This is a genomic window from Duganella sp. CF402 (assembly GCF_900109645.1).
GTDB lineage: Bacteria > Pseudomonadota > Gammaproteobacteria > Burkholderiales > Burkholderiaceae_D > Rugamonas.
Genome location: NZ_FOBG01000002.1, coordinates 448,509 through 461,464, shown reverse-complemented (window position 1 = coordinate 461,464; position 12,956 = coordinate 448,509). Strand labels below are relative to the sequence as shown.

Here is a 12,956-nt window from a genome sequence, read left to right as displayed (position 1 = left end):
GCTGCTAAACCAGCTGCATAATCCGCAGCAGATTGGTGGTGCCCGGCGTGCCGAAGGGCATGCCGGCCGAGATGACGATGGTGTCGCCTGCGTGCGCCGCGCCTTCGCGCTGGACGGTGCGGCTGGCCCATTCGCTCATCTCCATCACGTCCACCACCGCATGGCATAGCACCGGGTACACGCCCCACGCCAACGCCAGGCGGCGGGCGGTGGCTTGTTGCGGCGTCATGCCGACGATGGGCGCGTGCGGACGCTCGCGCGCCATGCGCAGCGCCGAGTAGCCGGAGCTGGTGTAAGCCACCACCGCCGCTACCGGCAAGGCTTGCGCGACGCTGCGCACGGCCGCGCCGATGCCGTCGGAGGCCAGCATGCCGCCGGCGTCGCCCATGCCTGCGGCCACGGTTTCGCGATACAAGGGATCGCTCTCGGTTTGGGCGATGATCGAGTCCATGATGCGCACCGCATCGCGCGGGTATTGGCCGGATGCCGATTCGGCAGACAGCATCACCGCATCCGCGCCGTCGTAGATCGCGGTGGCGACGTCGGATGCTTCGGCGCGCGTCGGCACCGGTGCGCTGACCATCGACTCCAGCATCTGGGTGGCGACGATCACCGGTTTTCCGGCGCTGCGGCAGGCGCGTACGATGCGCTTCTGGATGGCTGGCACCTGCTCCGGCGGCATCTCCACGCCAAGGTCGCCGCGCGCCACCATCACCGCATCGCTGGCGGCGACGATGGCTTCCAGGCTGTGTATCGCGGCCGGCTTTTCCAGCTTGGCGACGATGCCCGCGCGTCCGCGCACGATGGCCTTGATTTCTTCAATGTCTTCCGCGCGCTGCACGAAGGACAGTGCGATCCAGTCCACGCCAAGGTTCAATCCGTAGTCCAGATCGGCGTGGTCCTTGTCCGTCATGGCGGACAGCGGCAGCACCACCCCCGGAACGTTGACGCCCTTGCGGTCCGATACGCGGCCGCCCGTCACCACACGCGTTTCCGCATGCTCGGGGCCAAACGATTCCACGCGCAGGCGCACGCGCCCATCGTCGATCAGCAGTTCGGTGCCGACTTCCAGTGCGGCGTAGATTTCACGGTGCGGCAGCGGCGCGCGGTGCTGGTCACCCAGCAGTTCGTGGTCCATGTCGACCCGGAAGGCGTCGCCGGCGTGCAGCGTGACCGGGCCGTCGGCAAACGTACCCAGTCGCAGCTTGGGCCCTTGCAGGTCGAGCAGCACGCCGATGGAGCGTCCGCTATCGCGTTCGACGGCACGGATGATGTCGAGCCGCTGTTTGTGGTCGGCGTGGTTGCCGTGGCTGAAGTTCAGGCGGAACACGTCGGCGCCGGCGCGGAACAGGGCTTCGATGGTATCGCGGTCGCTGCTGGCCGGGCCGAGCGTGGCGACGATTTTGGCGTTGCGGTTGCGGTGCATATTAGTTTCCTGTGATGAGTAGCGCACGGAAGTCGTTGACGTTGGTCAGCGTGGGGCCGGTGATGACGCTGTCGCCCAGCGCCTGGAAGAAGCCGTGGCCGTTGTTGTTATCGAGGCTGTCGGCGGGGCGCAGGCCTGCCTGCCAGGCGCGCGCCAGCGTGTCCGGCCCGATGCAGGCGCCGGCGATTTCCTCTTGTCCGTCGACGCCGTCGGTATCGCCGGCCAGTCCATAGATGTTTGCTTCACCTTGCAGGGCGATGGCGCAGGACAGCAGGAATTCGACGTTGCGTCCTCCGCGTCCGGTGCCGCGCACGGTGACGGTGGTTTCGCCGCCGGAGAGCAGCACGCAGGGTGCGGCGAAAGGCTGCTTGCGGCGCGCGGCTTGCAGTGCGATGCCGGCCATGACTTTGCCAACGTCGCGCGCTTCGCCCTCGATGCTGTCGCCGAGAATGTGGGCGGCGATACCGTTGGCTTGCGCTACGCGGGCGGCCGCTTCCAGCGCCATCTGCGGTGTGGCGATGATGTGGACCTGGTTGCCGGCCAGGCGCGGATCGCCCGGTTTGATGGACTCTCCGCGGCCGCTGCGCAGCGCTTCCAGCACACGTTCGGGGAGCTCGATGGCGTAGCGCTGTATCACCGCCAGCGCGTCGGCGCAGGTGCTGGCGTCGGCCACGGTGGGGCCGGAGGCGATGTCGCGCGGGTCGTCACCGGGGACGTCGGAGATCAGCAGGGTGACGACTTTGGCCGGGTGGCAGGCGGCCGCCAGGCGCCCGCCTTTGATGGCGGACAGGTGGCGGCGCACGCAGTTCATTTCGCTGATGGTGGCGCCGGATTGCAGCAAGGCGTGGTTGACCTTTTGCTTGTCCTCCAGTGTGATGCCTTCCAGCGGCAGCGGCATCAGGGAGGAGCCGCCGCCGGAAATCAGGCAGAGTACCGTGTCGTCGCCGCTCAGGCCTTGCACCCGGTCGAGGATGCGGCGGGCCGCTTGCAGGCCGGCGGCATCGGGAACCGGATGGCCGGCTTCGAGGATTTCGATGCGCTCGCAGGGGACCGCGTAGCCGTAGCGCGTCACCACCAGGCCAGTCAGCGGGCCGGCCCAGTTGCGCTCCACTGCGCGCGCCATTTCGGCCGAGGCCTTGCCGGCGCCGATGACGACCAGTCGTCCTTTCGGCGCGGCAGGCAGGGCCGGGGGCACGCACAGCGCCGGCTGCGCCGCCTTGATGGCGGCGTCGAACATCTGGCGCAGCAGTGCGCGCGCTGCGTTGTCGGCGACGGTGCTCATGCCGATGCCTTGATGGCGGTAAGCTCGGCAGGGACCGGGGCTGCTACAGGACGCTCCGGCGCGTCGTCCACTTCATACAGCGTGCGCAGTTCCTCTGCCGACGATTCGCCGTTCAGCACGCGGCGCATGCGCTCCTCATCGATCGCGCCGACCCACTTGGCGATCGCCATCGTGGCGACCGCATTGCCGATGGTGTTGGTGATCGCCCGCGCCTCGGACATGAAGCGGTCCACGCCCAGCAGCAGCACCATCCCCGCCACTGGAATCTTGCCCATTGACGCCAGCGTCGCCGCCAGCGTGATAAACCCCGAGCCAGTGACGCCGGCCGAGCCTTTCGACGTCACCATCAGCACGCCCAGCACCACGAACTGGTCCATCATGGTCAGCGGCGTGTTGGTGGCCTGTGCGATGAAGATGGCGGCCATTGTGTAGTAGATGCACTGCCCATCCGGATTGAAGGTCACGCCCGCTGGAATGACCAGGCCCACCACCGGTTTGGACACGCCTACATGTTCCAGCTTGCGCATCATCTGCGGCACCACCGATTCGGACGAACTGGTACCCAGCACAGTGAAAATCTCGTCCTTGATATAGCGCAGGAACTTCCACAAGCTGAAGCCGGAGACCCGCGCCACCACGCCCAGCACGACGAACACAAAGCCGACGCAAGTCAGGTACATGCAGCCCATCAGCTGACCGAGCGACAGCAGCGAACCGAGACCGTATTTGCCGACGGTGAAAGCGATCGCGCCGAATGCCGCGACCGGCGCCACACGCATGACCATGCCGACCACCACGAACATGCCGTTGCTGAACGCTTCCAGGAAATCCACCACCGGCTTGGCGCGGCGGCCCATGTGCGACAGGGCCACGCCGAACAAAGTGGCAAATACCAGGATCTGCAGGATGTCGTTCCTGGACAGCGCATCCACTACGCTGGACGGAATCATATTCAACAGGAAGTCGATAAAGCCGCCGGACTTGGAAGCGGCAGCCGTGTAGCTGGCGATGCTGTGCGTATCGAGCGTGTGCACGTCCACATTCATGCCGGCGCCGGGCTGGAAGATGTTCACCACAATCAGGCCGAGCGCCAGTGCGAAGGTGGACATGATTTCAAAATAGAGCAGCGCACGCACGCCGACGCGGCCCAGTTCCTTCATGCTTTCCATCTTGGCGATACCCAGCACCACCATCGCGAAGATGACTGGCGCGAATACCATCTTGATCAGGCGGATAAAGGCATCGCCCAGCGGCTTGAGGTCCGCGCCGAGCTTGGGGTAAAAGTAGCCGAGCAGGCCGCCGGCGATGACGCCGACCAGCACCTGCACGTATAGCTTGCTAAAAAAACGCTGGTACATGATGTCTCCTTTATTGTGGCCAAGGCAGGCCTCCCCGAGCTCTTCGCGGCCGGTGGAGGCGGTGGGGTGATCAGGCGGCCTTGCGATCCTTGCCGGCGGCAAGGTAGGCGCAAACGGCGTTGCTTACTTCCACCGTGGTGGCTTTGCCACCGAGATCGCCGGTGTGCAGTGATGGCGTGGCGGTTACGCTTTCAATCGCCTGCATCACGCGTTGTGCTGCTTCGTGTTCGCCCAGGTGCTCCAGCAGCATGACCACGGACCAGAAGGTGCCGACCGGATTGGCCAGGCCCTTGCCCATGATGTCGAAGGCCGAGCCGTGGATCGGTTCAAACATCGACGGGTAGCGGCGCTCCGGATCGATATTGCCGGTCGGGGCGATGCCAAGGCTGCCCGCCAGCGCGGCGGCGAGGTCGCTCAGGATGTCGGCGTGCAGGTTGGTGGCGACGATGGTGTCGAGCGTGGCCGGTTTGTTGACCATGCGCGCGGTGGCGGCGTCCACCAGTTCCTTGTCCCATTTCACGTCCGGGAAATCGCGCGACACTTCCAGTGCGATTTCATCCCACATCACCATTGCGTGGCGCTGCGCGTTGGACTTGGTGATGACGGTCAGCAGCTTGCGTGGACGCGATTGCGCCAGCTTGAAAGCGAAGCGCAAGATGCGCTCGACGCCGACACGGGTCATCATCGACACATCGGTGGCAGCTTCAATCGGGTGGCCTTGATGCACGCGGCCGCCGACGCCGGAATATTCGCCTTCCGAGTTCTCACGCACGATGACCCAGTTCAGGTCTTCCGGCTTGCAGCGTTTCAGCGGTGCGTCGATGCCGGGCAGGATGCGGGTCGGGCGCACGTTGGCGTATTGGTCGAAGCCCTGGCAGATTTTCAGGCGCAGACCCCACAGCGTAATGTGGTCCGGGATATCCGGATCGCCAGCGGAACCGAACAGGATGGCGTCTTTGTTGCGCAGCGCATCGAGGCCGTCCTGCGGCATCATCTCGCCGTGCTTGCGGTAGTAGTCGCCGCCCCAGTCGAAATTTTCAAACATGAACTGGAAGCTGCTGCTGGCGGCGGCCAGCGCGGCCAGCACCTGCTGGCCGGCCGGGACGACTTCCTTGCCGATGCCGTCGCCTGGAATGGTTGCGATGTGGTAGGTCTTCATCTGTGTCTCCTCAAAAGTTGATGGAGTCACTTTACGGAATGGACAGCCGCGCGTTAGGTGGCTAAACTCAATCCATTATTAACCTTGAACTCCACAATTGATGAGTACAGGTTTTCAACCGGCCGAGCTGAGTTTTATCGTGGCGCTGTCTACGGCGGGCAGTTTGAGCGGCGCGGCGCGCGAGTTGGGCATCACCACCTCGGCAGTCAGCAAGCGGCTGGCGTTTATTGAATCGCGCGTCGGCGTGGCGCTGGTGAACCGCACCACGCGCCGTATGAGCCTGACGCCGGAGGGCGAGGTGCTGCTCGAACATGCGCGCCGCATTCTCGGCGAGATCGCCGATCTCGATCAGCTGCTGACCAATTCCAAGGCCGTGCCGAAAGGCCAGTTGCGGGTGAATGCCACGCTGGGCTTCGGCCGCCTGCACATTGCACCGGCGATTTCGCAGTACGTGTTGAAGTATCCGGAAGTGGATGTGCAACTGCAGCTGTCGGTCGATCCGCCCCCGCTGGCAGACGACCAGTTCGACGTCTGCATCCGCTTCGGCGCGCCGGCCGATACCCGCGTGATCGCCAGGCGGCTGGCGGCCAACCGGCGCTTGCTGTGCGCTTCGCCGAAATACCTGGAGAAGCACGGCGAGCCCAAATCGCCAGCCGATCTGGCGCGGCACAACTGCATCTGCATCCGGCAGGGCGATGAAGCCTACGGCGTGTGGCGGCTGTTCACGGGACGCGAGGCGGGACGGGGCGGCGATGCGGTGCGCGTGCGCGGCAACCTGACCACCAATGATGGCGAGATCGCCGTCAACTGGGCGCTCGATGGCCACGGCATCCTGATGCGCGCCGAGTGGGACATCGAGCGTTATCTGCAAAGCGGACGACTGGTGCAGGTGCTGCCGTCGTTCAAAACGCCCGATGCCGACATTTACGCCGTGTACCCGCAGCGGCACCAGCTTTCCGCGCGTATCCGTACGTTTGTGGAGTTTTTATCCCACAGTTTCAAGCGATTTAAGTAGGCTTGGCAGAGTTTTTGCTTTATTAAAACATTAATATGGTTAATATAAGCAACTAACCCGAAATGATCAAAAACGCATCATTTTGGGGCGCCAAGGAGAAGACCGCATATGGATATTCGACGCAAACTCATCGCAACCGCAGTCCTGGCAGCATTCAGCGCCCCATCGTGGGCGCAGCAGCAATCTGACGAAATCGAAGTCGTGAAGGTGACTGCGCAGAAGCGCAAGGAAGATCCGGCTAAGGTGGCGATGAGTATCAGCGCCGTGACAGGCTCCCAGCTGCAAGCGGAGCATGTGCGCGACATCACCGACCTGACGCGGGTGGTGCCGAATATCTCCTTCACCGCTGCCAGCGGCAATGGCGGCGCGGGGCCGGGCACCTCCAACGTCGAGATTCGCGGCATCAGCTCGACGGCCGGCGCGGCCACGGTGGGGATCTACCTTGGCGACACGCCGGTCACGGTAGGCAACGTCTACACGATGGGGAATATCGAGCCGCGCTTTTTCGATATCGACCGTGTTGAAGTGCTGCGCGGTCCGCAGGCCACGCTGTACGGCGCCAGCTCGATGGGCGGCACCATCAAGTTCGTGCCGAACGAGCCGGATTTGAAAGAGCGCGAATTCACCACCTACACCGAGGGCTCCAACACCAAGGGCGGCAGCGCCAATTACGCGGCCAATGTGGTGGCCAATTTTCCGCTGATTCCGAACGAGCTGGCGTTGCGCATCGGTGTGCAGGCGCAGCATACGGGCGGCTTTATCAACCAGGTGGATGGCGACGGCAAGGTCATCGCCAACAACATCAACAAGATCGACGACCAGGAATTCCGCGCGTCGCTGAAATGGAAGCCGACGCGCGACCTGACGATTACGCCGTCGGTCTACTATCAGCGCATCGACGCCAAGGATATCGCGGCGTTTAATATTGAACTGCCGCTGTACCAGGCGCAGAAGCAGGTGCGTGAACCATCGATCGACAAGCTGCTGGCGCCAAGCGTGACCGTCAACTGGGACCTGGGGCCGTTTGATTTGACTTCGGCTACCAGCTACTTCCAGCGCAAGTTCGACCGCACGCAAAACGGCTCGGCGTACAACAGCTATTCGCTGTCGACCTTCCTCACTTCGACCGAGGATGGCGGCAAGGCGCCGCCGGAATTGATCGAGGCGATTGCGGGCCTGCCGTCGGCGGTGTACCTGAACAACCAGGTGCGGCAGGTGTCGCAGGAATTCCGTCTCGCTTCGCATCCGTATGACGAGAAGGTGTCGCCGTGGACCTGGCTGGCCGGCACCTACTTCTCGCGCCAGCACACCAACGTGATCGAGAACGATCCTATCTTCGGCGTGACCGACACCTTCAAGCAGTTCGGCTTCGACATCGCCGACCCGGACCTGTTGCCGGATGCGCGGCCCGGCCAGTTCCCGAACGATAACTCGTTTGCGGGCGCCTTCCACTATCGCGAAAAGCAGGCGTCGATTTTCGGCGAGTTGAATTACTACTTCTCGCCGACCGTGCACGCCACCGTCGGCGCGCGCTACCTGAAGGCGAATACCACGCTGGAGCAGCGCAACGGCAACTACCTGGCCGGCGCGGGCAATAACAGCAGCGCCGAAACCTCGTCCAGTGCCTTCACGCCGAAGTACGCGCTGACATGGGAAGTGAATCCGACCAACACCGTCTACACCAGCGTGGCCAAAGGCTTCCGCCTCGGCGGCGCCAACATCTACGTGCCGCCGACCACTTGCGGTCCTGATCTTGAGGCGAACGGCATCGAGAAAGGTCCGCCATCGTATTCGCCGGACAGTCTGTGGAGCTATGAGCTGGGCAGCAAGTCGCGCTTCCTCAACAACCGCCTGACCATCAATGCGGACGTGTTCTATGTGAAGTGGAAGAACATCCAGCAGGGCGTGTACCTGCCGACTTGCGCCTACACCTACAACGCCAACGCGGGCGATGCCACTACCAAGGGCTTCGAGTTCGATATCAAGGCCAAGCCGCTGCCGGGCCTGACCCTGAGCGCGTCGGGTGGTTATGTGAAGGCGGAGTTGTCCAACGACGCCGGCATCGAGAATGGCGTGGTGGGCGCGGTGGCTGGTGCGCAGATTCAGGGCGTGCCGAAATATAACGCGGCGGTGAATGCGACCTACAACTTCTCGGCGTGGGAGCGTCCGGCGTTTGTGTCCGCTGGCATGCAGTGGGTCGGCGCCAGCAAAGGTTCGCTGGATCCGGAGCAGACCGACCATGATCGTCCGGCGTATCACACCACCGATTTCAGCGCGGGCATGACGTTTGGCGCGTATGCGTTCTCGGTGTTCGTGAAGAATGCGTTCGATACCGACACCATCATCCAGCATCCGCAGGTGGCGTCCATCGTGCAGGGTTATCGTCTGGCGCCGCGCAGCATTGGTGTGAGCCTCGCGACCAAGTTTTAAGCCATAATGCTGCCTTTGGAATTCTTTGCAGGGGCAGCATTATGAGCGTCACCATTTACCATAATCCGGTCTGCGGTACGTCGCGTAAGACGCTGGAAGCCATTCGTGCTACCGGCGTTGAGCCGGAGATCATCGAATACGTCAAAACGCCGCCGTCGCGCGCGAAGCTGCAAGAGCTGATCGCCAAGGCCGGCCTGACCGTGCGCCAGGCCATGCGCACCAAGGGCGACCTGTATGTGGAGTTGGGCCTGGCCGATGAGTCGTTGTCGGATGAGGTGCTGCTGGATGCGATGATGGCGAACCCTATCCTGATCGAGCGTCCACTGGTGGTGACGGCGAAAGGCGTGCGTCTGTGCCGTCCGTCCGAGCTGGTACAGGAAATCCTGTAATCATGTTGAGTCCGAGTCCGGTGGTGCAGGCGGCGCTCATCGAAGAGGGCCGTTACTGTCTGGTGGTGGACGACTTCCTGGCCGATCCGCACGCAATGGTGGCGCGCGCGGTGGCGCAGCGCGAGGCGTTTCGCGCCGCGCCGGTGAACTGCTATCCGGGCATCGAACAGCCGATGTGGGCTGAATTTGATCAGGCGATGGCGGCATTCTTCGACGCGCACATCGCACCGGCGTTTGGCGCCGTGCAGGCGCTGGGACTCAACACCCGCATGTCCATCGTCACCTTGAAGCCGGAACAGCTGCTGCCGCAGCAGCGCATCTGCCATCGCGACGCGCGCGGGTGTGCGCCGGGCGAGGGCGCGGTGGCGTCGGTGCTGTATTTGTTCGGGAATGAGCGCATGGGCGGGACGAGTTTTTATCGTCCGCGCCGGCATCCGCTGGAGATCGACCACCTGCTGCATCAGGCGCGTCACATGGACAACGACGCCTTCAGCAGCGTGCTGGGTGCGCCGCCGCAGTATTACGACGGCGACGAGCGCTATTTTGAAAAATTGGGAACGGCGCCAGCGAAATGGAATCGCGCCATTTTCTACGACGCGACCATCTTCCACACCGGCCAGATCGACGCGCCGGAACTGCTGGCGGAAGATCCAGCGGAAGGTCGCCTCACCATCAACGCCTTCATCCGCTGCAAGTAAATTCGGGGTCAGAGCCGACAATCGGACACGCGTGTCCGATTGTCGGCTCTGACCCCGAATTTTTTAGTGGTTGCGGTGCACTGAGAAGTGCGCCAGTTGCAGCAGGGATTCTTTGTAGACGCTGTCCGGCAGGTCGGCAATCGCTTCGGACGCGCGATTGGCGGCAATCACTGCCTGTTCGCGCGTGTAGTCCAACGCGCCGCTGGTGGTGATGGCGGCCAGGATGGTGTCGAAGTGCTGCTCGTCGCCATTCTCGATGCACGACCGTACCAGCTCGCGCTGCTCCGGCGTGCCATTTTCCATCAGGTAGATCAGCGGCAGGGTCGGCTTGCCTTCGCGCAGGTCGTCGCCGACGTTCTTGCCGATTTCATTGGCGTCGCCGGCGTAATCCAATACATCGTCGATCAGCTGGAAGGCGGTGCCCAGCGAGCGGCCGTATTCGCCGGCTGCGGCGATTTGTGTATCGTTGGCGCCGGCCACCAGCGCGCCCAGTTCGGCCGCCGCTTCAAACAACTTGGCGGTCTTGGAGCGGATCACTTGCAGGTAGCGCTCTTGTGTCACGTCCGGGTCGTGCATGTTCAGCAGCTGCAGCACTTCGCCTTCGGCGATCACATTGGTGGCGTCGGACAGGATCTGCATCACGCGCATATTGTTCAGACTAACCATCATCTGGAACGAGCGCGAATACAGGAAGTCGCCCACCAGCACCGACGCCGCGTTGCCGAACAGCGCGTTGGCAGTGGCGCGGCCACGGCGCAGCGACGATTCGTCGACCACGTCGTCGTGCAGCAGGGTGGCGGTGTGGATGAATTCCACCACGGCAGCCAGTTCATGGTGCGCCGCGCCTTGGTAGGAGTAAGCGTTCGCTACCAGCAGCACCAGCACCGGGCGGATGCGTTTGCCGCCCGCGCTGATGATGTACTCGGCGATCTGGTTGACGAGAGGCACCTCGGAATGCAGGCGTTGGCGGATCACCGAATTGACCGCGTCCATGTCGGCGGCAATGGTTTGGATGATGTTGTTTTGGGTGGCGGCAGACAAGACGAACCTGTGCAGTTAGACTATTGGTGCCGGGATTATACGCCATGCCCCGCGCTGAGGGGCATCGGCGGCCAGTAATTGCCTGATAGGCAAGCAGTTTGGCTCGCTATTCAGTCAACCGCGCCGGCAAAATTGTTTGACATACCACGCCATCCGCCATTTGTGAATAGTTTTTGACGCGAAATCTGATCCTGTGTATAATCTGCGGTTCCCCTCTTTTACGGGGAATTTTCTTAACATTTGAAGAGGTTTCAAATCATGTACGCGGTCATAAAAACCGGCGGCAAACAATACAAAGTTGCTGCAGGCGAAAAACTCAAAGTAGAACAGATACCGGCAGACATTGGTTCCGAAATCACCATTGACCAAGTCCTCGCCGTTGGCGCGGGCGACAGCATCAAGTTCGGTGCTCCACTGGTTGAAGGTGCCAAGGTTCTGGTAACTGTGGTTTCCCACGGCCGTCACGAAAAAGTGACGATCTTTAAGATGCGTCGTCGTAAGCACTATCAGAAGCGTCAGGGTCACCGTCAGAACTACACCGAAATCCAAGTGGTATCGATCAACGCTTAATCGCGTATCGACACTTTTTTAGTCAAGGAGCTTTAGCATGGCACACAAAAAAGGCGGCGGCACAACGCGAAATGGTCGTGACTCAGAATCAAAACGCCTGGGCGTTAAGGTTTACGGCGGTCAAACTATCAATGCAGGCGGCATCATCATTCGTCAACGCGGCACTCCAGTGCGCGCCGGCGAAGGTGTAGGCACCGGCAAAGACCACACCCTGTTCGCTCTGGTGGACGGCGTGGTTAAGTTTGTCAAAAAAGGTGAAGGCTCGAAGCAGTTCGTCACCGTAGTAGCAGCAGCGTAATTTACGCTCCGGCCTGCAGTGCAGGCCGTTTGTAAGGCGCAAGCCTTCAATCGAAAGGCTCTGCCCATCCGGTAGAGCCTTTTAGTTTTATGGCGGTACATCATGAAGTTTATCGACGAAGCAAAAATTGAAGTAATCGGTGGCGACGGCGGCAATGGCTGCTCCTCGTTTTGCCGTGAAAAATTCCGCCCGTTTGGCGGCCCTGACGGCGGCGACGGCGGCAAGGGTGGCTCGATCTGGGCCGTAGCGGACCGTAACATCAATACGCTGGTCGATTTCCGCTTCTCCAAGGTGCACCGCGCCGGCAACGGCGAAGCCGGCCGTGGCGCCGACTGCTATGGCCGTGGCGCCGATGACATGCACCTGCGCATGCCGCTGGGCACCCTGATCATCGACGACGTCACCGGCGAAATCCTGGCGGACTTGAGCGAGCACGGCCAGCTGGAACTGCTGGCCAAGGGCGGCGAGGGCGGCTGGGGCAACATCCACTTCAAGACCTCGACCAACCGCGCACCGCGCCAGAAAACCCCGGGCAAGGAAGGCGAACACCGCACCCTGCGCCTGGAACTGAAAGTGCTGGCCGATGTGGGCCTGCTGGGCATGCCGAACGCCGGCAAGTCGACCTTCATCACCGCCGTGTCGAACGCGCGTCCGAAGATCGCCGATTATCCGTTCACCACGCTGCACCCGAACCTGGGCGTAGTGCGCGTGTCGCACGAGAAGAGCTTCGTGATCGCGGATATTCCTGGCTTGATCGAAGGCGCCGCTGAAGGTGCGGGCCTGGGCCACCAGTTCCTGCGCCACCTGTCGCGTACCGGCCTGCTGCTGCACATCGTCGACCTGGCGCCGTTTGAAGCCACTGTCGATCCGGTCAAGGAAGCCAAGGCGCTGGTCAATGAGCTGAAAAAGTACGACGAAGAGCTGGTCGACAAGCCGCGCTGGCTGGTGCTGAACAAGGTGGACATGATTCCAGCCGAGGAGCGCGCCAAGAAGGTCAAGGACTTCATCAAGAAGTTCGGCTTCAAGGGCCCGGTGTTCGAGATCTCCGCGCTGAGCCACGAAGGCACGCAGGAGCTGGTCAACGCGATCCAGAAGCACCTGGAGGAAACCCGTCGTGTCGAGCAGCGCGCGGAAGAAACCCATATGGTTGCGGAAGCGCGCGAGATTTCGTCGATCGATCCAGACGATCCACGCTTCAAAATCCTCGACTAAAACACCGCATCACCGGCATAATCAGTTATCAGCTGATTATGCCTTTCCCATTCGGCGCCGCCCCACATCACGGGGACG

The 12,956-nt window shown here is 62.2% G+C and carries 12 protein-coding genes; 7 read left to right on the top strand and 5 right to left on the bottom strand.

Annotation, left to right across the window (positions count from 1 at the left end; all coding sequences use genetic code 11):
- Positions 1-4: 4 nt before the first annotated feature.
- From pyk to BMZ70_RS20090, 4 genes are all read right to left on the bottom strand, one after another.
- Entirely contained in the window at positions 5-1,426 is a 1,422-nt protein-coding gene (gene pyk / locus BMZ70_RS20105; RefSeq protein ID WP_092278725.1) for a pyruvate kinase, read from the bottom strand.
- A 1-nt stretch (position 1,427) separates the two neighbouring features.
- Positions 1,428-2,708, bottom strand: coding sequence for a glycerate kinase type-2 family protein (locus BMZ70_RS20100; RefSeq protein WP_092278723.1), 1,281 nt, complete (start codon positions 2,706-2,708; stop codon positions 1,428-1,430).
- Complete coding sequence (locus tag BMZ70_RS20095; protein WP_092278721.1) at positions 2,705-4,066, bottom strand: dicarboxylate/amino acid:cation symporter; 1,362 nt, start codon at positions 4,064-4,066, stop codon at positions 2,705-2,707. Before BMZ70_RS20095 ends, BMZ70_RS20100 begins: the two co-directional genes overlap by 4 nt.
- A 70-nt stretch (positions 4,067-4,136) precedes the next feature.
- Positions 4,137-5,225, bottom strand: coding sequence for a tartrate dehydrogenase (locus tag BMZ70_RS20090; RefSeq protein WP_092278719.1), 1,089 nt, complete (start codon positions 5,223-5,225; stop codon positions 4,137-4,139).
- 100 nt (positions 5,226-5,325) lie between these two features.
- Here BMZ70_RS20090 and BMZ70_RS20085 point away from each other — a divergent pair, with 100 nt between their 5' ends.
- The 4 genes from BMZ70_RS20085 (at position 5,326) to BMZ70_RS20070 (ending at position 9,757) form a co-directional block, all read left to right on the top strand.
- The gene (locus BMZ70_RS20085) at positions 5,326-6,240 is read left to right on the top strand and encodes a LysR family transcriptional regulator (RefSeq protein WP_175500809.1); all 915 of its coding nucleotides are present in this window, start codon (positions 5,326-5,328) and stop codon (positions 6,238-6,240) included.
- A 108-nt stretch (positions 6,241-6,348) separates the two neighbouring features.
- Positions 6,349-8,670 carry a TonB-dependent receptor gene (locus BMZ70_RS20080; protein ID WP_092278715.1) on the top strand — a complete coding sequence of 774 codons (2,322 nt, stop codon included), beginning with the start codon at positions 6,349-6,351 and terminating at the stop codon, positions 8,668-8,670.
- A gap of 41 nt (positions 8,671-8,711) precedes the next feature.
- Positions 8,712-9,059, top strand: a complete 348-nt coding sequence (arsC, locus tag BMZ70_RS20075; RefSeq protein ID WP_175500808.1) for an arsenate reductase (glutaredoxin) — start codon at positions 8,712-8,714, stop codon at positions 9,057-9,059.
- A 2-nt stretch (positions 9,060-9,061) separates the two neighbouring features.
- Entirely contained in the window at positions 9,062-9,757 is a 696-nt protein-coding gene (locus BMZ70_RS20070) for a DUF6445 family protein (protein ID WP_092278711.1), read from the top strand.
- Between the two features lie 63 nt (positions 9,758-9,820).
- Here the strand turns inward: BMZ70_RS20070 and ispB are convergent, their stop codons facing one another.
- Positions 9,821-10,798: an octaprenyl diphosphate synthase gene (gene ispB / locus BMZ70_RS20065; RefSeq protein WP_307184162.1), complete on the bottom strand. Its 978-nt coding sequence runs from the start codon at positions 10,796-10,798 to the stop codon at positions 9,821-9,823.
- Positions 10,799-11,056: 258 nt separating this feature from the next.
- On the opposite strand from ispB, the gene rplU reads away from it, so the two are divergent.
- The 3 genes from rplU to obgE all read left to right on the top strand — a co-directional run bounded on the left by rplU (position 11,057) and on the right by obgE (position 12,878).
- Positions 11,057-11,368 (top strand): 50S ribosomal protein L21, encoded by a 312-nt coding sequence (gene rplU, locus BMZ70_RS20060; protein ID WP_092278707.1) that lies wholly within the window; start codon positions 11,057-11,059, stop codon positions 11,366-11,368.
- Between the two features lie 37 nt (positions 11,369-11,405).
- The gene (gene rpmA, locus BMZ70_RS20055; RefSeq protein ID WP_092278705.1) at positions 11,406-11,666 is read left to right on the top strand and encodes a 50S ribosomal protein L27; all 261 of its coding nucleotides are present in this window, start codon (positions 11,406-11,408) and stop codon (positions 11,664-11,666) included.
- A 102-nt stretch (positions 11,667-11,768) separates the two neighbouring features.
- Positions 11,769-12,878: a GTPase ObgE gene (gene obgE, locus BMZ70_RS20050; protein WP_092278703.1), complete on the top strand. Its 1,110-nt coding sequence runs from the start codon at positions 11,769-11,771 to the stop codon at positions 12,876-12,878.
- Positions 12,879-12,956 lie beyond the last annotated feature (78 nt).

What these genes read in the sequence shown, in the direction of transcription:
- pyk (WP_092278725.1), bottom strand. Translation starts at nt 1,426, where the DNA reads ATGCACCGCAACCGCAACGCCAAAATCGTCGCCACGCTCGGCCCGGCC.
- BMZ70_RS20100 (WP_092278723.1), bottom strand. Translation starts at nt 2,708, where the DNA reads ATGAGCACCGTCGCCGACAACGCAGCGCGCGCACTGCTGCGCCAGATG.
- BMZ70_RS20095 (WP_092278721.1), bottom strand. Translation starts at nt 4,066, where the DNA reads ATGTACCAGCGTTTTTTTAGCAAGCTATACGTGCAGGTGCTGGTCGGC.
- BMZ70_RS20090 (WP_092278719.1), bottom strand. Translation starts at nt 5,225, where the DNA reads ATGAAGACCTACCACATCGCAACCATTCCAGGCGACGGCATCGGCAAG.
- BMZ70_RS20085 (WP_175500809.1), top strand. Translation starts at nt 5,326, where the DNA reads ATGAGTACAGGTTTTCAACCGGCCGAGCTGAGTTTTATCGTGGCGCTG.
- BMZ70_RS20080 (WP_092278715.1), top strand. Translation starts at nt 6,349, where the DNA reads ATGGATATTCGACGCAAACTCATCGCAACCGCAGTCCTGGCAGCATTC.
- arsC (WP_175500808.1), top strand. Translation starts at nt 8,712, where the DNA reads ATGAGCGTCACCATTTACCATAATCCGGTCTGCGGTACGTCGCGTAAG.
- BMZ70_RS20070 (WP_092278711.1), top strand. Translation starts at nt 9,062, where the DNA reads ATGTTGAGTCCGAGTCCGGTGGTGCAGGCGGCGCTCATCGAAGAGGGC.
- rplU (WP_092278707.1), top strand. Translation starts at nt 11,057, where the DNA reads ATGTACGCGGTCATAAAAACCGGCGGCAAACAATACAAAGTTGCTGCA.
- rpmA (WP_092278705.1), top strand. Translation starts at nt 11,406, where the DNA reads ATGGCACACAAAAAAGGCGGCGGCACAACGCGAAATGGTCGTGACTCA.
- obgE (WP_092278703.1), top strand. Translation starts at nt 11,769, where the DNA reads ATGAAGTTTATCGACGAAGCAAAAATTGAAGTAATCGGTGGCGACGGC.